This window comes from Trichococcus palustris (assembly GCF_900114465.1).
Taxonomy (GTDB): domain Bacteria; phylum Bacillota; class Bacilli; order Lactobacillales; family Aerococcaceae; genus Trichococcus; species Trichococcus palustris.
Genome location: NZ_FOTD01000016.1, coordinates 1 through 20937, shown reverse-complemented (window position 1 = coordinate 20937; position 20937 = coordinate 1). Strand labels below are relative to the sequence as shown.

The window sequence follows — 20937 nt, the reverse complement described above, 5'->3', positions numbered from 1 at the left end:
TTTCTATCGATTTGTGTTCCAAAAAATGCTTGAATCCATTGTAAATCAAAAAAAAATAATATAGGATGAAGGGAAATCAAATGAGTATCATAATCAAAGCAGTCAGTAAGAACCTGGATCTTAGCCAAAACAAGCCACTTAAAGACCTTATCTATGAAGCCTTCCGGAAAACCATTATTTTAGGTGACATTCCGGCCGGAGAAAGAATCAATGAAAAAGAGTTCTCTGAGAAGATGAATATCAGCCGCACACCCATTCGCTATGCCCTGAAGAAGTTGACGGAAGAGGAATTGGTCAATCATGTCCCGGGAATGGGCGTGGTCGTTAAAGGGATCAGCATCAAAGACGCCTATGAAATCTATGATATCCGTAAATCCTTGGATACACTTGCCACAACAACAGCCATGACATTGATGACGCCAGCCGATTTTGAGGAACTACGGTTACATTTGGAAATCTGCGAGGACCTGAATAAAAAGGGAAAAGTGGATGAACTGTTGCAGAAATTTTCAGATTTCAATGCTTTTATTTATGAGAAAAGTCAAATGTTGCGTTTAAAATCAATTGTGACGAAGCTGCAAGAATACTTGATTTATTTTCGGGATATCTCGATCCGTTCAAAGGAAAGACGCGACTTGGCATTAGCCGAACACTGGTTGGTTTACCAAGGGATGAAGACACAAGACGCAGGGAAAATCCAGATCATTACAGAGGAGCACTTGGACCGGTCCCTGAATTTTATCGTCAAAGAAATGGAGCAACGAAAAATTGACTATGAACTTAACTAACGAGCCACTGACCTACATCGCGAATCAGGCTGAAAAAGCGTTGCTCTACGAGGTTGCCTTGTCTCCAAAACCGGGGCTGGTAGACCGATACAACAGCGGCGCCCATGACGATATGGACTTTTACACGTTCATCGAAAGCATCGTCAGTCTGACGCCTTATCTCTTGCAATATGTCCAGCTAGGCAACGAGCACGAAGGGTCTCCCATAGAATTATTCGATAAAGTCCGGAAATTGGGCATGCAGGCTGAAAAAGCCATGCTAAAAGCCACCAAAAATATCAACACCCACAAAGGGGCTAACTTTTCATTCGCCGTTTTGTTGGCGGCAACCGGTTTTTATGTCAATCATGCCGAACAACTTCCCTTTACTGAAAAGGATACCGAGAAAGTGTTCGCTTATGCCAAAGCGATGAGCCACGGCCTTGTTACACATGATTTTGCAAATCTTGATGCAAAGCCTGCTTTATCCTACGGCGAAAAACTGTTTCTCGAATATGGCATTACGGGCATCAGAGGCGAGGCAGAAGCCGGCTACCCCATCTTGAGCGAGTTGGTTTTGCCGTTCTTGCGAGCGAACCGTAACCGCCCCACGGAAGAGCTTTTGTTGGAGAACCTGCTCCTTCTGATGAGCGAAGTGGAAGATGCAAACATCATCCATCGCGGCGGCATCGCGTCATGGCAATTAGTCAAAAGTGAAGCAAAACAACTCCTGCAGGATTCAAAGGAAGGAAACCTGAAAGAGTTATTATATCACTATGATGAAATACTGATCCAAAGACACCTGAGCCCTGGCGGAGCCGCCGACCTACTGGCATTAGGCATCTTTTTCGCAAAATTGGAAAACTTATTTTAGCCTCACTGACCGTCAGGACTAAAGGTGTACCCGATGCCCCAAACCGTCTTTAAGTAACGCGGCTTCTTCGATTCGTCCTCGATTTTATTGCGGAGATAGCTGATGTATACCATGATGAGATTGTTGTCCATTTCCCCGTCATTCCAGACATTTGCATAAATCTGTTCTTTGGAAAAAACTTGGTTCGGATTCTCCATGAAAAACAGCATCAATTGGACTTCTTTTGATGACAGGGGGATGAGCTGCCCTTTCTTCTCCAACTGATAAAGATTTTTGTCGAACTTAAAATCGCCGATCTCAATGACCCGATCATTTTTATTCGTTTTTTGGGATTGGATCGTCTTCATTCTTTCCAGCGTACCGATGATCTGTGCGCGTAATATATTGGGGGAAAAAGGCTTTGTGATATAGTAATCAGCCCCTGTTTCGAGGCCGCTGATAATATCGCTCTCGCTTTTTTTGCCACTTATAAATATAATGGGTGTCAGTGGCTGCTGTTCACGAATAAGTTGGGCAAGATGATAGCCATCATTCTCATATTCGAGACTGATGTCCAGTAAAAACATGTCAAATGTCACCCGCGTCATGATGTCCAGTGTCTTTTCAATCGAATCGCTTTGGTAAATAAGGATTCCCGTTGATTGCAGTGATTTCCAGATCAGACGCCGAATGGCGATATCGTCATCGACGACCAATATTTTTTGGTTACTCATTTTTCGCCTCCTAAAAGTACCTTAAGTTTCGCAAGAATGTCCCTGTTTTGTCAAGTGTATGTAAGAATACCTATTTTATCAGAAAGGGCTTTTATCATGGAAAAAAAACCAACAACACGCTTCCTTAATGCCGCTGTAATTGGGTTGTTCTCTATTATTGTAATCTCTTTAGTGATTGTTGCAAGAGGTTTTTATGCGGTTCAGCAAAACGCCATCACCAGTGGTGAAGCCCAATTAATGCAGACAGTGGCCTATATAACGAGTGATCTCAAAATAGCCATCGAAAATCGCGCCTTGGCACTAGAAAATTTAGCTCAGGGAGTGTCACCCAAACAGGAGCTGGTTACCGCGGAAAATCCTATCGGCTTCCCAGCGGATCCGCAATCGCAGCTTGACCATTATTTCCATTCCATCGACAGCCAATCAGACATCCTCATTTTTCTCAATGCGGATGGCAGTTTTGAACGTGCTTGGCAATTTCAGGAAGAAACCATAAGGGAACTTAGCGAGGAAGCTGCTCGTCCCTATCTCGCTGCTGATCCAAGCCTTGCAACCATACTGACTGCTGCTGACGTCAGCCAAAACAGCAGGGAATACTTCATCGAAAAAGAATCCTACATCAACATGTATAATACATTAACTGCAGCGGACGGTCATACAATGGGCTATTTTATCGCGCCGTTAAATCTCGAAAAAATGTTCAATACGAAAATCTATAGAAACGATAGTAATGATAATGACTATAGCGGCTATCCCATCGTCAAGAATGAAGAAATGAACGTCCTTATGCATCCTGTAAAAAACCAAGTGGGCCTTGACATCATTTCGGGACGGCAGGAACAATTTCCGAACCTCGATTTTTCTGACCTGAAACGTTTAGAAGAAGTCCAACTCAGCCAAGAGGAAGGGACTCTCAGTTACTATTCTTATTGGTGGGATGAAAAAAATCCAACCAAAGTTCTGAAATTGGGCGCTTTCCAATGGATCGATGTCGGTTTAGCTCATTGGGTCGTCTCCCTTAATTCAGACTTTTACGAACACAACCGCATTCCGATCCAAAACAACTACATTCTGCTAAGCCTGATACTATTGATTTCTGCCATTATACTGATCCTTGTCATCCTGTTTCGAGGCTACCACAAAAAAAATCTAGCTTATGAAGAGAATCAGCGCTTACTCGAAAAACAAAAATTTGAAAATGAACGACACCGATTGGAAAACCGCATTTTAAAAGAAAATAAATTGGAAACGATCGGCCTCCTGACCACGACGATCGTCCATGATATGAATAATTTCTTGACCCCTATTCTCGGCAATGCACAACTCCTGATGGATGAATATGCTGAAAATGATGAACTGGTCAGCGAGCTGAAAGAAATCTATCTGGCGGCAGAAAAAGGGAAGGACCTTTCGACGAATGTATTGCGCTTTTCCAAAGTGAGCGAGGGGCAGCAAAATAAAGATACTGATCTTTCCGAAGTGCTGAAGGAAACATTATCGGAAATTTCCATGTTGACGCCGAAGTCCATTAGGATCGAAAGTGACCTTGCTCCGGGAATCATCGTTGCCGCATTTGAAAAACAGGACTTGCAAGTAGTGATCTACAACCTGCTCACCAATGCCTTTCAAGCAATCGGTAAAAAACGAGGCAAAGTGACCGTCAGCCTGAAAAAAGCAAATGAAGAATGTAACGCAGCCTTGCAAAAGCGTTCGGTCGTTACGCGGGAAACGAAATATGCATTATTGACGATTGTCGATGATGGCCCCGGTATCGCAAAAGAATTGGACATCAAAGACTTATTCGATCCCTTTTTCACTACGAAAGGAAGCAACGGCACCGGATTAGGTTTGTTCGTCGTCTCCTCAATAGCAGATAAATATGATTGGCAAATCAAGATGGAAACAAAAGAAAAAGGACTTACTGTCACGGTATGTATCCCGCTCCAATGATATAAATCAAAAAATAGCGAACCAGCTTTATTGGCCTCCGATTAAGGTGGCCAAGCTAAAACACCAGGAACCCAATAGCATTATCCGAACGGTTGGATGATGCCGGTGGGTTCCTATTTTTTAGATGGATGCGATGATCTTATCCATAGCGTTTATGGCTTCTTCCGGGAGCGGATAAGCTTGGTTGGCCCCGTTGAAGGATACCAGGAAATCTTTCCGCATGATCATCCGTTCTTTGACCAATGCTTGGTAATCCTCGCTATCCAATGGCGGTTCATAGCCCGGGACTTCCAAGTAGGCCAAACCGGTGCCTTCCCCGAACGGCTTGAAGGTGGCGGTATCCTCGACGATGCTTTCGATCACGCCCAGGGTTACGTCTTTCGTGATGTCCTTATCCAAGAATGCTCCTGTATTGATGATGTAGCAATCAATCGAATCCCTGCTCAGCAACTTTTTGAAATCCTCATAATCTTCGATCAAGGGATAGACGCGGAATGGGTTGGCATAGGGTTCGATGACCAGTTTATCCCGGTTTTCCCCGTTCTTGATTGTTTCGGCAGTCGATCTTTTCGTCGCCAACGTGGCGCCGAAAGTAGCAGCCAGAACTGCATCCTCAATCTTGATAAGCGGAGGCAAGGATTCATCCTTCATGATCCAATAGACCGCTTCGATCGGCGAGTGGAACTTATCCACCCGGTTCGGTGTGGCGTATCGTGATTTCACTGTCCGTCCGTTCCCATTGCGGATGTCCTCCGTGACCAATACGATGTTGTCATCCACGTCTTTGGTGACGCCGACGTTCTGCACCGTCATAAAATACTCTTGTTCAGGATGGTCGGCCGGATAATCCTGGGTCTTATCGAAGTAGGAAGGCTCAAGCGCGATAGACGAGCCATCCGCTAGATCGATGATGAAGGCATCATCATGCAATACCTTCACGGTGTATTTATTGTTGTGTTTCGAATGGGTAAGCGTCGACTTCCCGGAGCCGGATAAGCCGAAGAAAGCAAAGACGCGTTTTCTGTCTTCCAAAACAAATTTCTTCAGGCCACCATGACAAGAGACATAGCCGTTCCGATGGGCAGTCCCCCACGCCAAAGACAAGGTGCCTTTTTTGAATTCGCCAAAATATTGCATACCGAGAATGCAGGCGACATTCCGATCCGGCTCGAAATAGGCTAGCCCCATTGGATAATCGGGATGGCGCCAATCGGGATCCGCATAGATGTAGATATCGCCCTCAGCGTATTTTTTTGAACGCGCGTACAATTCATTGTATGCATCATTGGCCCATTGGAAGTTCAACAACCAGGAATAAAGGTTATTCTCATTACCTTCCGGGAAAGCGATATGCGCCTTTATGATGAAGTCCTCATCCAAGCCGACGTATCCGGTTGCTTTGTGGTACGTTTTGGTGCGGTTTTGATAGATCACATCGCGGATGATCCCCAATAATTTTTCATCTTCTTCTTTGTTCTCGCCGACGACCCTTCTGGCTCTGGCGGTTCTTCCCACTATTTTACCGCCATTTTCCACCAGGACTTTCGCATCTGCAGGCAGCCCTAATTTCTCCGCCTCTTTGACCGGCAGATCCGTAACGATGACCCCAGGCGATTCTTTTGCCATGTGATAGGCCTCCGCGATATCCCCCACTTCACGCATATTGCTGCCGTAAAAAGCCGTTTCGATTGTCGTCCGCAGCTTGGTGAACAAGGGATTGGACTTCTTCAATTCTGATCTTTGGAATGTTTCAATTGTTGCCATATAGGATATCCCCCTTTTTTGTGGTAGCTTCATTCGCGTATTTTTTAGACTTACTGTTCCTTACAAAGGGTGCTTGTCCTGTTTTGCTGTTTGGATAGAAAAAAACAAGTTCACCCTTTCTTCCTTTTCGAATAGGCCGAGGCGCCCTGATGGATTTGAATGTCGTTCCCCTTTGAGCACCCTGCTTCTCCGGCTTTTTTCAAACAGAAATTACGGATTCTATTTCATTTCCCATCAAGCTTTTCTTCACAACTTCAAATTCTGCCTGCGTAATGAGACCCTGATCCAAAATCTCTTTCAGGCAGCTGATTTCCTCGGCTAGATAATCTGATTCAATATTCACTGTGTTCCCCCCTTCCCCCTAAGCGATTGCTCGTTCATTTCATCGAGAACTATGTGTAATAGTGGAACCATTTTCGTTATATAAGCGGTGCCATTTATCACGTTGCGCTACACCCCAGCTAATTGACTTCATTATCGCACTTGCTTCGGCCTAAGTGTTGTTCTTTCAATGTTCTTTATATGATGAAGAACATTTTCCGTATCAGACAGCTACACACTTGTTCCAAATTCATCATTGCCTTGAAAGCATACCTCTTCTCAGCTCAGGCTTGTGGAGGATTGTGTCATCCGCAGCGTCTTGATCAGATTGACACTTGCTGTTTCTGCCGCCTCAAGGACAAGTCAAAAAGCTCTCCTTGATTTTCAATATTATTTGCTATATAATGATAACCATAAATGAATAACCAGTGCGTAAAATTGATCAGCACGAGACTTTCTTAGTCTCGTGCTGTATTTTTTTGCACATAACTTTGAAAAAGGAGCTCATCATCAATGGAATTTTTTATGAAACTGCCCCGAAACAAAAAGGAATTCGCCTTATTTTTGGCAATCATTTCCATACTATCGGTCAACATCATTGCCCCACTTATTACTTGCTTGGAAGTGGGTTTTCACCTGTACGTCTGGGCGGACACCATCAAAGTCCTTCCCTTCATCTGGCTTTCCGTAATCATTCTGGTGCTTTCGACCCACAAACCCGCGGACTGGCTTACATCACATTTCGTCCACAAAGACGACAGCTTCAACGCGCATATCATCATCAACACGCTGTGCACGGTCTTTCTTATGTCGATTTTCTTAACGATCATCGGCACATGGATCGGTACGCGCCACATAAGTATCGAGCCCTTTACAACCTTCTTTTACAAATGGCCGAGAAATTTTGCCATCTCGTTTTTTGTTGAATCCTTGATTGCTCAGCCGATCGCACGCTTGGTTATGTTGAAGATGCACCAACAATCGGATAACGGTGCTGAACCTGCATTAGATTAAATGTATTTAAAAAGGCTTATCACATAAGCACCCGGATAGCCTTTTTACTTTTTCTTCGTATTGTACGATTCCTTGGTTGATATCTTTTTCTATGGAGAATATCACCCACTATGGCGCTACATTCCCTAGAATCTGTCATGAGTGTCTCTAAGTTACGGTAATAGGCATATGCAGACAGACGATAAGTCAACGTGATCAAAAGCAATAAATCCTCACCACAAAACATAAAAACTACCGAAAGACCAAGACACGCCTTTGCGAGTCCCCAGTCTTCCGGTAGTTTTTTATTTCATGTTTGTTGCCAATTATCTTTAAAATCGAAATTTTCTTGCAATTCCCCCAAAATGATCGTAGGATCAGATCCCCTAAAGGAGGAATTATCATGCGTTACCAAAAATTGATGCAACAACTTCACCATGAATATAAACAGTTCAAGCAAACCGAATTACGGAAAGATCAATCCGACCTTTTCAACGATGCATACAAGATCGCCTTTTACGATGAATGCCTTTATCTATACGAAACGGTCATCGAAGACTTCGAACGCCACATTCCAGGTGTCATCGCTAAATGTCTGAGTACCCCCGACCTACTTGCGCTGACCTATATCGATTCGCTAAGCAACGAAACCAGCTTTATAGACGAAGAAGGGTTGCGGTTATTTTTAGCAGACTATTTGGATTTGATGATTTGATATTAGCTTTGCAAATGGAATCCGGATAAATTTCTTATAAAAATTATAAGCAGTAAGATACTCTCTTTTATTTCAATAATTCCGGTTCAAACTCTTGATACAACTCCCACGGCACTTCGTTTTGCAGCTTATACTGAATCTCAATCGGTTTTTCATTTCGGTATGACAATGGATTTATTTTGCCTAAATAGATGAATTTAGAAGTCACATTATCGATTTTTTTGAATTTTCGGGCGAACAAATGCAGGGTTACGCCTCGCTTTTCCGCGTTGATGAAGTCTTGCCCTCGGTCAGAGTTTACTTTTGTGGCATTAGGCGATTCCCATTGGAACTGCTTGGTATTGATGAACTTATCCTTGTAGTTCACGCGTTCTTCTACGTCGTCACCTTTATGCAGGTCGACAAAATAGAAGTAATGATTGATTTCATCATTTTTCAGCACGCCCTGTCCTCGGAAGGAAGAGTGTATTTTTTTATAGTTTGAAACGACGGCGATGTCCCGCATCGTGTACTCTTCGTACAGTTTCAAATGAGGAATGCCATAGTTTAGTGAGCCGAAAGTTTTTAAATAACGCATTCTGCCGTAATGAAGGACATCTTCGATAAATGGACGATAGCATTCATCGGCCAATATGAGCGAATATTCTTCCGTCCGATGCAACACATTCCTATCATCCAAAATCGCCAACGGCCTGGTTGATTTCAATTCCCCTTTGTCGGAAAAATCCATATTCAGGGTTCGGAAAGCATGTAGAATGGTCTCGTCATCGACGGCATCCAAATACGCCAATAATTCTGTTTTTGCTGCTGCCAACGTACAGGTTTCATGCGTCAGCAAATAGGTTATGAGCACATTTTCATGCAGCCGAACTAACGGCAATTTTTGCGATAAATCCGTCAGTACCGACATGAACAACGAATTTCCAAGCAGTTCCATCACTTGCGCATTATTCGGTTCTACTTTATCCAAAAATTCGATGTAATTTCGCGCTTTGAAACTTCCCGATCGGGAGAAAAATTTAACCGGATCCGGTGCGGAATCGATCTTTAAATAATCCTGCAATAGCCAAGGAATTCTCCCGCTATTCAAGTTTTTGAATTCATTGTACGTATTCTTTAAATAAGCCAAAGTGGAGAAATTTTCAAAATCAATTTGCTCCAATATCTGTTGTTTGCTGATTTCATCCAACTGGATGTGGGTTGCTCCCGGCAAATCCGAAAAATTTCGTTTCACTGAAGTTTTGACGCTGTCCTTGTCGTAAAAGCGGCGACCATTCAAAGCGATCGCAATCAGGAAGCTCTTGCTGTAGTTGCCGATGAAGTCCAAAACAGTAAGGAATTCCTTGTTGTCTTTTTTGCGCAAGCCACGCCCTAATTGTTGTGTGAAGACAATAGAAGATTGGGTCGGCCGCAACATCATCACGAGATTGACGCCTGGTATATCGATCCCTTCATTGAAGATGTCTACCGTAAAGATCACTTCCAGATCAGAATCTTCCGCTTCCAATAATTTCGTATACGATTCTCTCTTCGTCACGCTGTCCTGTCCGGATAACGCCATACTCTTTATGCCGCGCTGATTGAACTCCGCCGCCATAAATTCAGCATGTGCAATGGTCATGCAGAACCCTAACGCTTTGCGCTTCAAGCCATCATGTCCATAGTAGTTCATTTTTTCAATGATGAAATCTACCCTCCGATGAACACTGAGACGTTGTGCAATTTGATCGGGTGTCAGATTCTCCGAATCCTTTAAGTCGACGCCGGATTCATCGGTGATGCCAAAATAATGGAATGGCACTAGCAAATCATATTCCAATGCGTCACGCAGTCGGATTTCCATCGGCACATTATTATCGAATAAGTCAAAGATATTTCCGCCATCTGTTCGCTCTGGTGTTGCGGTCATACCTAACAGGAATTTTGGTTTAAAATGCTCCAGAACCTCAACGTATCTCGGACTGGTCGCATGGTGCGCTTCATCCACGATGATATAGTCGAAGTGATCCGGCTCATATTGTTCATAAATATTCTTCATGCTATGGATCGTCGCAAATAAATAATCAGCCTGATGCTCTTTGGAAGTCCCAGATAAAATACCGGTCGATTTATCTTTCAGATTGATTACTTTTTTAAAAGACGACTCAGCCTTTCGCAGGATGTCTTCCCGATGCACTAAGAACAAAAGCCGCTCTGGTTTTGTTTGCTTCACATCAAAAGCCGCCATATACGTTTTGCCCGTACCTGTAGCAGCGATGACCAAAGCTTTCTCCTGATGCTTCTCACGCAAATGCAGCAATTTTTCCATCGCCAATTCTTGCATCATATTTGGTTTGATCGATGGCCCGCGGGTAAATTGAAAAAACATGGGGAAAGACTCTTGTACAACAAGGTCCTTTTTACGTTCCTTCAAAAAATGCGCGTAATCATTGATGAATGTATCATCCAATATTTCACTGCTATCCCAAATCATGGAATAGGCTTCCATAATTTCCGAAATAAAGGTCTCGTCCTCATTGCCATCTTTGGTGATGATCTGAAGATTCCATTCGATATTGCTCTTTAAGGCGTGTTGGGTGATGTTCGATGAACCGACGATGACTTTATAATAATTTTCGTATTCGAAAATGTATGCTTTGGGGTGGAAGCCTGTTTGTTGGGTGGCGACAAATATGCGGGTATCGATATGCGGAAAGGCTTTTAACCGTGTCAACGCATATGGTTCGGTAAAATTCAAATAGGTGCCTGTCAGTATTTTTCCTGTTGCACCATTCTCTGCAGCTTTTTGGATAGGATCCAGCAAGAGTTGCAGACCAGAAAAATTGATGAAGGCCACGTTCAAATAAAAGCGATGGCACGTTTCCAAAGATTGGACTAATTCATCCAATAATGTGCCTTTTTTGCTGTTGGTTATCAAGGAGTACATGGCTTCACCTCGCTTTTTCTCTATACTCACCAGTTTATCATATTGGAAATATATTACCGAATTTGGCGCTGAGAAAGCCCACCACGGTGTATCAATACCCCCTTTAGAGGCGGGATGAAAGGCGCTGCTCTTTTTCCAAGTATTCCTTTGCGATCCGTTCGAGCAGTTGCGACACGGACGTGTTTTCGTCGATTGCCTTTTTTTTCAAGTCTTTATACACCTGTTCCGCTATGGTCAGATTGATCCTTTTTTTGGTCATTTCCGGCACCATCTTTCTTGTTGTATTATACAGTTGTCTGTATAATAGGAGTATACCCAGTGACAGAAAGAGGTGTCAAGGATGAGGACGGTCAAAATCAAATTGAAACCGATAAAGTCCCAGGCCGCCGAACTGAAACGGCTCTCATTAGTGTATATCCAACAGGCAAACGTATTGGTCCAACAGGCAATCAGCGAAGAAAGGTTTCCAAAGGTCACCTCGAAAGACATCGAAGCGGATATTCCTTCAGTCCTGAAAAATGAATTGATCCGATACGCCAAATGCAAGCACAAACAATTCGGCAAATGCGTCTTCAAAAAACCGATGCTTTCGTACAACAATCAGAATTTTTCGGTGGATGAAAAGGCTATCCGTTTTCCGCTTATGATGGACGGCAAAACCAAGAAGACGGCCATCAAGGCCGTCATCCCGGAAGAGCTGTTCAGGGTGCTTTCCCGTTCCAAACTGGGGGCATTGCGGATCACGAAGAAAGGTTTCCATTGGATGGCGCAAATTTCTGTTTATACCGAAGCGGAGGAATTTGTTGGTGACGGGATACTCGGCGTGGATTTGGGCATCCTTTGCCCGGCGGTCGGCGTGGTCGCTTCCAGTGGGAAGACCCAATTCTTCGGCAACGGCCGACAAAACAAGTGCCTCCGAAGGAAATACAAAGAACTCCGACGTCAATTGGGCAAAAAGAAAAAACTTAACGCAATCAAGAACATAAATGACAAGGAAGCCAGAATTATGCGGGACATCAATCACAAGCTTTCCCGGCAGATCGTCACGTACGCAATGGAAAACAACTGCGGCACCATCCATCTGGAAAAGCTTTCCGGCATCCGTCGGACCTCAAGGCTAAGAGGAAAAAACAAAGCGAACCTGCACAGTTGGACCTTCTACGAGTTGTCTTCCTTCATTGAATACAAGGCGCGCGAACTCGGGATACAGGCAGTCTACATCGATCCCGGATACACGTCCCAAACCTGCCCAACGTGCGGGGAACGGAACAAAGTGGAAGACCGGAACTATAACTGCGGCTGCGGGTATCACTCCCATCGCGACAGGGTCGGCGCCCTGAACATCGCCAGAACAATCTAATCCAGATGGTAACAGTCTGGGTGCCCAAGGGTCCAAGAGACCTGCCTTGGGAGGGGTGATGGCACACCCTAAACTTGAGACCGGACAAAACAGAAATGGCCTGCGTTCGTTAAGGTACTCAAGAATCCCATTCTAGCACCGTAAGGTGTGGGACTTGCGGCTTTAGCCGTGGGAGTGTCAATAGATCTTGTAGAGATAATTATTCTATTTACGCATATTACATTATTGTCGTTTTTTCGATTTTCAAGTTGTATTCTTTTACATCGGCCCCCAACTGTTCTAAACTGAACTTTAGTAAACGTTATCATATCAGGAGGTATTCGCGTATGACAAATAAAGATGTATTCACGTTTTATAATGGTGTAACGATTCCCCGTATCGGCTTCGGGACATGGCAAATCCCCAACGAAGAAGCCTATGCGGCGGTGACCATGGCTCTGAAGAACGGCTATACGCATATCGATACGGCGCATGCCTATCATAATGAAGAGAATGTAGGGAAAGCGATCCGCGACTTCGGCATTGCCCGCGAAGAAGTGTTTGTGACCAGCAAGCTGCCCGCACAAGTGAAAGATTTCGACGGTGCGTTGCAGCACTTTGAAGAAACCATGAGCAATCTTGGTTTGGATTATTTGGACCTTTATCTGATTCATGCGCCTTGGCCATGGGACGAAATCGGCAAAGACTGCACCGAAGGCAATATCCAAGTCTGGAAAGCCATGGAACAGCTCTATGACGAAGGTCGGATCCGCGCAATCGGGGTTTCGAACTTCGCCATCAAAGACTTGCAAGCTATCCTGGACAACTGCGACATCGTGCCGATGGCGAACCAAATCCCATTCTACATCGGCCGTGACCAAACGGGCCTGCTGGCTTTCTGCAAATCGCATAACATCGTTGTCGAAGCCTATTCGCCTTTGGCTACCGGGGCAATTCTGGACAGCACTGAAATCAAGCAGATGGCTGAAAAATATGGCGTGACGCCGGCGCAACTATCCATCCGTTACTGCCTGGAGAAGGATACGTTGCCTCTGCCGAAGTCCACGCACGAAGCGCGCATCATCGAAAATGCGCAGCTGGATTTCACCATTTCACCTGAAGATGTGGCTATTTTGGACGCCCTGAAGGATGTCCGCGCAAAATAAATCATCACACGTTTAGAGAGTGCTTCCTTAATATGGAGGCACTCTTTTTTAGATTTGATGCAGCACGGGCATGTCCATCCGTATAAGATGGCCGCGGGATTACGTCCGGAAAAGCGGATAAACGTGTTATATTCGGTAATTTCTATAAGATTCTGATCAGGAAACCGAATAAGCTATTGTTATTCGATAATAAGGATGTGCATGAAGAGCATGTAATCGAATAACTAGTGGGTATTCGATAATGCGCGGAAAATTCTGTTCAGAAAGCCGAATAGGCTTGCATTATTCGGTTTCTTGGCAACTTCCCTGAAACCGTGCATCCAGAATGATCAGTGCGAATCCGGCACCCATCCGAAGAAACAAAAAACCGCATTAAAATGGACGTTCAGATCCATTTTAATGCGGTTTTCTATGTTATAGAGGAGTATTTTTGCGGGATGGAGCAAGGCCGAAGGAAACCATTCCCACGATGGCGGCAAAGGCTACCGAGGCAGCACCTGTCCACATGATTGCCATTATCGACGCACTTCCCACGACGATTCCCCCTATCGCAGCACCAGCAGCAAAGCCGAACTGGATGAAGGTGCTGTTCAGGCTGAGCATGATACCCGACGCTTCCGGTGCAAGGGAGACCAGATTGAAGTTCAGGGTCGGTCCGCATATCCAGGCGGCTATGGCCCAGATAATCAGCAAGGAAACGGTGGCAATTACCGATCCGGAAAAGATAGGGATCATCATCAGCGCAATGGCTTGTACAATCATTCCTCCCACCAAGGTACGGGCGGCACCCATCCGATCCGCCAAAAAGCCACCCAGCTTGGAACCGACCAAGCTAGCGACCCCTAATAAAAGGAGAATGACACTTATGCGGGATTCCATCGACGGCATAACCGATAGAAGAAAAGGAGTCGTGTACGAATTGACGATCGAATAGGCGACAAACATAAAAAACGATACGCTGAGGGCCACAGTTATCTTGGGGTTCTTCAACAGTGAAAGTTGTTGACTAAGCGGAATCGGCGCTTCACCTGCCGCGGTTGGAATCATGCGTATTACGGCAACGATTGACAGCAGGGTCAGGATGCCGATGACCAGGAAGATGATTCTCCAATCATAAACAGCGGCCACAACACGGGCAATCGGAACACCAATGACCAGGGCGGCGCTGGCTCCCATTGCGAGGTTCGACAAAGCCATGGCCTGCCGTCCGGGAGGAGCCATCTTGGCGATGATTGCATAAGCGCTTATGTTGTAAATCCCCGTCCCTACGCCAAGTATGATACGGGAAAACATCAGGAACCCGAATCCAGGCAAGGCTATCGTAGAAATTGTGCTGAGCAATATCGCAGCAAGACCGATCAGCAGTTGCTTGCGTCTATCCATCTTCGCGGTCGCCATCATGAAGATTGGCGTGCCGATGGCGGCGGCCAGCGAAAAAGCTGTGATGACCTGTCCCACTGTGGATACCGAAACGCCTACCGAAAGAGCCACTTTATCCAGGATGCCCCCGATGACGAATTGCAACGTGCCGACTAGGAAACTTACGAACGTCAGCAAATAAATTTTGCCTTTGATGTCCATTGTATCTTCAATTGTTTCTTCCATTGTGTTTACTACTCCTTTTGTAAATTAGTGATATTGCTATCATGGAAATAAAGCTACGAAAAAATCGTTATCATATCTTCGCATTAACAGCGTTCCTTTGATATAATGACTCTACCATCTTCGAGTTACACGAAGTCAAGGAGTTTTTCAATATATTTTGCAGGGGGATTTAAAATGTATACCGTCAAAGAAGTTTCCAAAATGCTCGGTATGACTGAACATACCATCAGGTTCTATACAGACAAAGGACTCGTTCCAAGTCTTCAGCGCAATCAAAACAACAACAGGCTTTTTGACGAAAAATCCATTCATTGGCTAAAAGGCGCGCAAATCCTGAGGGGCTGCGGGATGTCGATAGAGGTAATCAAGGCATACGTCGACCTGTGTCTACAGGGTGATTCTACCATAAGGGAGCGCTACGAGATAATTTTGAAGCAAAAAGAAATCGTGGATGCCAAGCTAATTGAGATAACCCAAAAAGCTGAATCCATTACGAATAAAGCGAATAACTATGAATATGTTATGAACCATCTTATTCCCGATAACAGCAATCCCGACAAATGGTAAAAAGAGCGTGGCGCATAAATCATTCCCGATGATCTATGCACCACGCTCTTCAATATTTCGGCAAGAAAATGCGGGATCTTCTCCCATGGCAACGAATCCGCCTTGACTAATTTTGTTCAGCTTGCACTTCTGCACCGAATAAAAGTCCGGCCGAGGCTTTGGCCTTCTCGATCACTTGCATGACGGATCGGCTGTTCGCCAGCATGGCTTCAGCTTTGACAGTATCCTTTTGGCGGATGATCCGTTCGAATGCCACGAATTCATCATACATGCGATGCGGGTGATCTTTCTCATCGAATGCTGTCGCTGATCCATCATTCAGTAATAGATCAAACGAATCGCAGACGTTGGCTGGACCATTCAAGTGGATGCAGCCTTTATCCCCCTGGATGTTGGCTGAAACGGGCGCCTTGCTGTCCTTCGAACCGATGCAGACACATTTGAAAGTGCCGTAATCGAGCATCAGTATCCCCGATGTGTCGACTCCCCGTTCCATGTTCGCGAAGTACTGGACGTCCTTCGGTTGGCCGAACATTCCGACTACAAAGTGGATATTGTAGATGTTGAGGTCCATCAGGGCGCCGCCGGCCATTTTCGGATTGAATGCCGGCAATACTTCTCCCCTTTTGAAGGCATCATAGCGGGACGAGTATTGCGAATAGTTGCATTCCACGATTTTGATGTCCCCGAGTCCAGCAATTTTTTCTTTGATGGATAGGTAGTTCTTCAAGTATTGCGTCGTGATGGCCTCCAGCAAAATCAGCCCCTGCTCTTGGGCCAAGACGCTCAATTCCTCGAAATCCCGCAAATTGGAAGTGAATGGTTTTTCGCAGATCACATGCTTGCCCTTCAGGAGCGCTTCCTTCGAGAAGGTGTAGTGCAGGTGGTTCGGCAAGGCGATGTAGATGGTGTCCACTTCCTCATCCCGCAAAAGTTCTTGGTAATCCAAGTAGACCTTTGCGATGGAATGGTTCGTTTGCAGTTCTAGAAGCTTCCCTTCTTCCTGTTTTGTTGCACAAATGGCATGAAGTTCAATATTCGGAACCTCCTGGATGAAGTTCAATAAATCCTGTACGATTTGGCCTGCGCCGACGATGCCTAATCTCATGTTAACGACACCCTTCTATCCCTTTTTCTAATATCTCCATCTGCAGGATTGTTTCTTCATCCTTGGTCACTTTTTCTTTCCCATTCACGATTGCGTTGTAGACATCGTCGTAGACCCGCGCATAGTCCCCCTTTTCGGAAACCACTTTTTCTTCGTGATAGATCCCCTCATCGTCCATATAGGTCAGGACCCCGTAATGTTCCGGCAAGTCGATCCCGAAATCGGAATGGTTCAGCATATGGAATAACTTCAGGTGTTCTTCCTGTCTGTCTTTTGTCTGTTTGACGAACATGCCCTTTTTACCGTACACCACAAAGCTAGGGCGTTCCTTCAATCTGAAATAGCTGGATTTGACGGAGACCTTCAGGCTTTGATAATAAAAATCCAGGTCAAAGTAATCGTTCATTCTTCCCGCCCCTAATAATTGCCGCACATCGTAATGGATGTTGTCCGGCTTGCCGAAATAGCCAAGGACCTGATCGATGGTATGGCAGCCATGCCCATAGAGATAGCTGCTGTGTTTAGAAAATTGGGTAACGGAATTGGGAATCTCCGGCCGATAGTAGTCGAAATGCATTTCGACCTCCAGCAGCTCCCCTAGTTTGCCGCTTTCGATCACCTTTTGCGTCGTCAAAAAATCGGAATCATATCTTCTGTTTTGATAGCATTGGATAAACAAGCCTTTTTCTTTTGCATAGTTAAAAATGGCGATCGCTTCTTCGCTCGTCAACATGAAGGGTTTCTCGACGAGTACATTTTTCCCGTGATCCAACGCCATTTTGGCATATTCATAATGGGAGTCTGTATACGTGCAGATCACAACCAGTTGGATGTCATCATCTTTCATGATTTCTTCGATATTTCCCGTATAGTGGATGCCTTCTATTTTTTCCCAATCACTTTTTTCGGGATTCCGGCTATAGATTGTTTTGACCTTGATATTCTTTCTTGATAAAGAAAAAGGCAAATGATAACGGTTCGTGCTTTTCCCGTTTCCGATGTATCCGATTGTCAGCATATTTTCTCCCCCTAAAAGATTCTTTCTACTATCTCCATTTTAGCGGTATACAACAGAATGTAAACACCTTCATGAAGAATCGGTACATTAGTAACCATTAACTTGCGCTATTCCTTTTTATCGTGGACTAAATGTTCAGGATATATATTTCCGGTTGCTGTTTTGCTACAATTATATCCGAGGTGACCCACATGAAACTATTGACCCAATTACAGGAAATGCAAAATTTTACCCAAACGGAAGAGACGATTGCTTCCTTTATCTTGTCGAACAAAGAAGCGATCGCCCATCTCAGTATTCAGGAGCTGGCCAAACAGACCTTTTCCTCCCACTCCGCCGTCATCCGTCTGAGCCGCAAATTAGGGCTCAGCGGCTTCAAGGAGTTCAAAATTAAGTTAGTCCAGGAATTGCAACAAGATCTGGAAGATGTTTCCAACGTCGACCCGAATATTCCTTTCCAATATAACGAATCCCCGATTCAGATCGGCAAAGACATCGCCGAGTTGATGAAAGAGACGATCGATCGGTGCTACGGCGAACTGGACAACGAGACGCTGAATCAAGGTGCGCACCTGCTGCATCAGGCGAAACGCATCTTCATCTATGCGCTGGGCGATTCCCAGATCCGTGCCACGAGTTTCCAAAACAAATTGTTCAAACTGAACAAGTATGCCATCATCACAACGGAGCTTTCGGAATGGGCCTACCACACCGCCAACATGGACAAAAATGATTGCGCCATTTTCCTGACCTACCACGGGCAATTCGAACACTATCTGAAGGCGGCGCAATACTTCAAGGAAAAGGCGATCCCCTTCATCACGATCACTGCCATGACGCAAAGCCGCTTGTCCCGGTTGAGCACGGTTTGCATAGGCGTCCCCGACGACGAGGTGAAGCATGCAAAAATCGGGACCTTTTCCTCCCAGATCGCCTTCGAATATGTATTGAATGTCCTCTATTCCTGCATTTATAAAATCGATTATACTGAAAATAAAGAAGCGTTGGCGCGGTCGATCCAGACGCTGAAAACGAAGGATATGCTAGATCACTGAAGGCTGCAGCATCCATTAATAAGCTCAAAAAAATGACCCCCAACTTACTAGCTGGAGGTCATTTTGTTTATTCTAAATCCGAGCCATTGCTCTCAATCACTTTTTTGTACCAATGGAAGGAATCCTTTTTAAGCCTGTCGAAGCTTCCCGATCCGTCGTTGTTGCGGTCCACATGGATGTAGCCGTAGCGTTTGGCCATCTCGCCGGTTCCGGCGCTGACCAGATCGATGCAGCCCCAGGAGGTGTAGGCAATCAGTTCCACGCCATCCAGAACGATCGCATCGCGCATCGCTTTGACGTGGTCACGGAGGTAGGAGATGCGGTAACCATCATGGATTTTGCCGTCGACGATTTCATCCACAGCGCCCAGTCCGTTTTCAACCACCATCAACGGCAATTGGTAACGGGAATGGAACGTGTTCAAGGCCACGCGCAGACCCAATGGATCGACTTGCCAGCCCCACTCTGATTCTGCCAAATACGGATTCTTTTCGCCCATCAAGGCATTGCCTTCACCCGGCACGCCGGATTGCGCAAAGCTGGCTGCGCTGGAAGCATAGTAGCTGAAGGAAATGAAATCGACCTTATGTGCGGCTAAGATTTCCTCGTCGCCTTGTTCGAATGTGACGTTGATGCCCTTGGTGGCGAAGTAAGCCAGTTTGCTCGGCGGGTAGTAACCTCGGGCATGGACATCCGAGAAAAACAATTTCTCTTCTTCTTTCCGTTGTGCCGCCCATACGTCTTCCGGTTTTGCGGATAGTGGATAGACCGGCGCATAAGCGATCATGCAGCCGATGCGGTTCTCAGGATCAATCGCCCGTGCCGCTTTCGTCGCCAAAGCGCTGGCAACGAATTGGTGATGCAAGGCTTGATACATGATTTCTTCCTGGCTTTCGCCCGCTTCAGCTTTCGAACCGATCGAAATCTGCGGCAGGAACGTGGCCATATTGATTTCGTTGAAGGTCAGCCAATAGTTGACTTTTCCTTGGTAGCGTTCAAACAAGGTGGTAGCATATCTTTCAAAGAAGCCGATCAGCTTGCGGTTTCTCCAGCCGCCGTAGTGGTCGACCAGATATTGCGGCATCTCGAAATGGGAAATGGTCACCAGCGGTTCGATGCCGTATTTGGCCATTTCGGCGAATACGTTGTCGTAGAACGCCAACCCGGCTTCGTTCGGCTCCGACTCGTCGCCTTGCGGGAAGATCCGCGTCCAGGCGATGGACAGTCGGTAGATTTTGAAGCCCATTTCGGCAAAAAGAGCGATGTCTTCCTTATAGTGATGGTAAAAATCGATGCCTTCGTGCGAAGGATAGTAATCGCCGACCCCAGCAAAGCGTTCCGAAAAGTCGCGTGAACAGGTCAATGCATCGATGACGGACGGCCCTTTGCCGTCCACATCCCATGCCCCTTCGCATTGGTTGGCCGCCGTAGCGCCGCCCCAGAGGAAACCCTCCGGAAATTTTTTTTCTGCTGTCATGCTTACACCTCTTATTTTTCTGTCAATGATGCGCCATTCGTCGCGATGACTTCTTTGTACCAGTTGAAGCTCTTTTTCTTGTAGCGGTTCAAGGTACCCGATCCGTCATCGTTGCGGTCCACGTAGATGAAGCCGTAGCGTTTTTTCAACTCTGCAGTAGAAGCGCTGACCAAGTCGATGCAGCCCCAAGTCGTATAGCCCATCAGATCGACGCCGTCCGCGATCGCTTCGGCAACTTGTACCAAGTGGTCATTCAGGTACTTGATGCGGTAGTCATCGTTGACCGTCAGTTGGCCGTCTTCGCCCTTGACCAGTTCATCGATTGCACCCAAACCGTTTTCGACGATGAACAAAGGTTTTTGGTAGCGATCCCAGAAGGTGTTCAGGATGATGCGCAATCCCTTCGGATCGATCTGCCAGCCCCATTCGGAAGCTTCCAGGTAAGGATTCAGCACGCCGCCGAGGATATTCCCAGCACCCTTCACTTTCTTGGATTCATCTGCTGTTTCGGTCGAGCTCATGTAGTAGCTGAAGGAAACGAAATCGACTGTGTTCTTCAGGATCTCTTCGTCTTCCGGC

19 protein-coding genes are annotated in these 20937 nt (G+C 45.6%); 9 read left to right on the top strand and 10 right to left on the bottom strand.

The genetic code is table 11. The features are described 5' to 3' along the window. Nucleotides 1–80 precede the first annotated feature (80 nt). Both BM101_RS10485 and citG read left to right on the top strand, forming a co-directional pair. Nucleotides 81–788, top strand: coding sequence for a GntR family transcriptional regulator (locus BM101_RS10485; protein WP_087033097.1), 708 nt, complete (start codon nucleotides 81–83; stop codon nucleotides 786–788). After that, nucleotides 775–1641: a triphosphoribosyl-dephospho-CoA synthase CitG gene (gene citG / locus BM101_RS10480; RefSeq protein WP_087033095.1), complete on the top strand. Its 867-nt coding sequence runs from the start codon at nucleotides 775–777 to the stop codon at nucleotides 1639–1641. The genes BM101_RS10485 and citG overlap by 14 nt, the downstream gene beginning before the upstream one ends. Nucleotides 1642–1643: 2 nt before the next feature. On the opposite strand, the gene BM101_RS10475 is transcribed toward citG, so the two are convergent. Then, a complete protein-coding gene (locus tag BM101_RS10475; RefSeq protein WP_087033093.1) occupies nucleotides 1644–2354 on the bottom strand; it encodes a response regulator transcription factor in 711 nt (236 codons plus the stop codon). Between the two features lie 96 nt (nucleotides 2355–2450). On the opposite strand from BM101_RS10475, the gene BM101_RS10470 reads away from it, so the two are divergent. Then, nucleotides 2451–4304: an ATP-binding protein gene (locus BM101_RS10470; RefSeq protein WP_177194483.1), complete on the top strand. Its 1854-nt coding sequence runs from the start codon at nucleotides 2451–2453 to the stop codon at nucleotides 4302–4304. A gap of 120 nt (nucleotides 4305–4424) precedes the next feature. Here the strand turns inward: BM101_RS10470 and BM101_RS10465 are convergent, their stop codons facing one another. Both BM101_RS10465 and BM101_RS14140 read right to left on the bottom strand, forming a co-directional pair. After that, nucleotides 4425–6068: a phosphoenolpyruvate carboxykinase (ATP) gene (locus BM101_RS10465; RefSeq protein ID WP_087033089.1), complete on the bottom strand. Its 1644-nt coding sequence runs from the start codon at nucleotides 6066–6068 to the stop codon at nucleotides 4425–4427. A 199-nt stretch (nucleotides 6069–6267) separates the two neighbouring features. Beyond that, a complete protein-coding gene (locus tag BM101_RS14140; RefSeq protein ID WP_177194482.1) occupies nucleotides 6268–6411 on the bottom strand; it encodes a hypothetical protein in 144 nt (47 codons plus the stop codon). Between the two features lie 491 nt (nucleotides 6412–6902). On the opposite strand from BM101_RS14140, the gene BM101_RS10460 reads away from it, so the two are divergent. Together BM101_RS10460 and BM101_RS10455 are read left to right on the top strand one after the other, a co-directional pair. Next, nucleotides 6903–7403, top strand: a complete 501-nt coding sequence (locus tag BM101_RS10460; protein ID WP_087033088.1) for a hypothetical protein — start codon at nucleotides 6903–6905, stop codon at nucleotides 7401–7403. A 382-nt stretch (nucleotides 7404–7785) separates the two neighbouring features. Next, nucleotides 7786–8097, top strand: a complete 312-nt coding sequence (locus BM101_RS10455) for a hypothetical protein (protein ID WP_087033087.1) — start codon at nucleotides 7786–7788, stop codon at nucleotides 8095–8097. Nucleotides 8098–8164: 67 nt separating this feature from the next. Here the strand turns inward: BM101_RS10455 and BM101_RS10450 are convergent, their stop codons facing one another. Further along, nucleotides 8165–11023 carry a DEAD/DEAH box helicase gene (locus BM101_RS10450; RefSeq protein WP_087033086.1) on the bottom strand — a complete coding sequence of 953 codons (2859 nt, stop codon included), beginning with the start codon at nucleotides 11021–11023 and terminating at the stop codon, nucleotides 8165–8167. Between the two features lie 103 nt (nucleotides 11024–11126). Then, nucleotides 11127–11282: a ribbon-helix-helix domain-containing protein gene (locus BM101_RS10445; RefSeq protein WP_177194481.1), complete on the bottom strand. Its 156-nt coding sequence runs from the start codon at nucleotides 11280–11282 to the stop codon at nucleotides 11127–11129. A gap of 81 nt (nucleotides 11283–11363) precedes the next feature. Between BM101_RS10445 and BM101_RS10440 the strand changes: the two genes are divergently transcribed. Next, nucleotides 11364–12383 (top strand): RNA-guided endonuclease InsQ/TnpB family protein, encoded by a 1020-nt coding sequence (locus BM101_RS10440; RefSeq protein ID WP_218149924.1) that lies wholly within the window; start codon nucleotides 11364–11366, stop codon nucleotides 12381–12383. A gap of 326 nt (nucleotides 12384–12709) precedes the next feature. Beyond that, nucleotides 12710–13528, top strand: a complete 819-nt coding sequence (locus BM101_RS10435; RefSeq protein ID WP_087033080.1) for an aldo/keto reductase — start codon at nucleotides 12710–12712, stop codon at nucleotides 13526–13528. 414 nt (nucleotides 13529–13942) lie between these two features. Here the strand turns inward: BM101_RS10435 and BM101_RS10430 are convergent, their stop codons facing one another. After that, on the bottom strand, nucleotides 13943–15133 hold the full coding sequence (locus tag BM101_RS10430; protein ID WP_218149923.1) for an MFS transporter: 1191 nt from the start codon (nucleotides 15131–15133) through the stop codon (nucleotides 13943–13945). Nucleotides 15134–15307: 174 nt separating this feature from the next. Between BM101_RS10430 and BM101_RS10425 the strand changes: the two genes are divergently transcribed. After that, nucleotides 15308–15700 carry a MerR family transcriptional regulator gene (locus BM101_RS10425; protein ID WP_087033078.1) on the top strand — a complete coding sequence of 131 codons (393 nt, stop codon included), beginning with the start codon at nucleotides 15308–15310 and terminating at the stop codon, nucleotides 15698–15700. Nucleotides 15701–15806: 106 nt separating this feature from the next. Here the strand turns inward: BM101_RS10425 and BM101_RS10420 are convergent, their stop codons facing one another. Together BM101_RS10420 and BM101_RS10415 are read right to left on the bottom strand one after the other, a co-directional pair. Then, nucleotides 15807–16808 carry a Gfo/Idh/MocA family protein gene (locus BM101_RS10420; protein ID WP_087033077.1) on the bottom strand — a complete coding sequence of 334 codons (1002 nt, stop codon included), beginning with the start codon at nucleotides 16806–16808 and terminating at the stop codon, nucleotides 15807–15809. A 1-nt stretch (nucleotide 16809) separates the two neighbouring features. Continuing rightward, nucleotides 16810–17826 (bottom strand): Gfo/Idh/MocA family oxidoreductase, encoded by a 1017-nt coding sequence (locus BM101_RS10415; RefSeq protein WP_087033075.1) that lies wholly within the window; start codon nucleotides 17824–17826, stop codon nucleotides 16810–16812. Between the two features lie 191 nt (nucleotides 17827–18017). Between BM101_RS10415 and BM101_RS10410 the strand changes: the two genes are divergently transcribed. Next, nucleotides 18018–18881 (top strand): MurR/RpiR family transcriptional regulator, encoded by an 864-nt coding sequence (locus BM101_RS10410; protein WP_087033073.1) that lies wholly within the window; start codon nucleotides 18018–18020, stop codon nucleotides 18879–18881. Between the two features lie 67 nt (nucleotides 18882–18948). On the opposite strand, the gene BM101_RS10405 is transcribed toward BM101_RS10410, so the two are convergent. Together BM101_RS10405 and BM101_RS10400 are read right to left on the bottom strand one after the other, a co-directional pair. After that, a complete protein-coding gene (locus BM101_RS10405; RefSeq protein ID WP_087033071.1) occupies nucleotides 18949–20358 on the bottom strand; it encodes a 6-phospho-beta-glucosidase in 1410 nt (469 codons plus the stop codon). Nucleotides 20359–20369: 11 nt separating this feature from the next. Then, the coding region (locus BM101_RS10400; RefSeq protein ID WP_143084458.1) for a family 1 glycosylhydrolase at nucleotides 20370–20937 on the bottom strand (568 nt) is incomplete at its 5' end.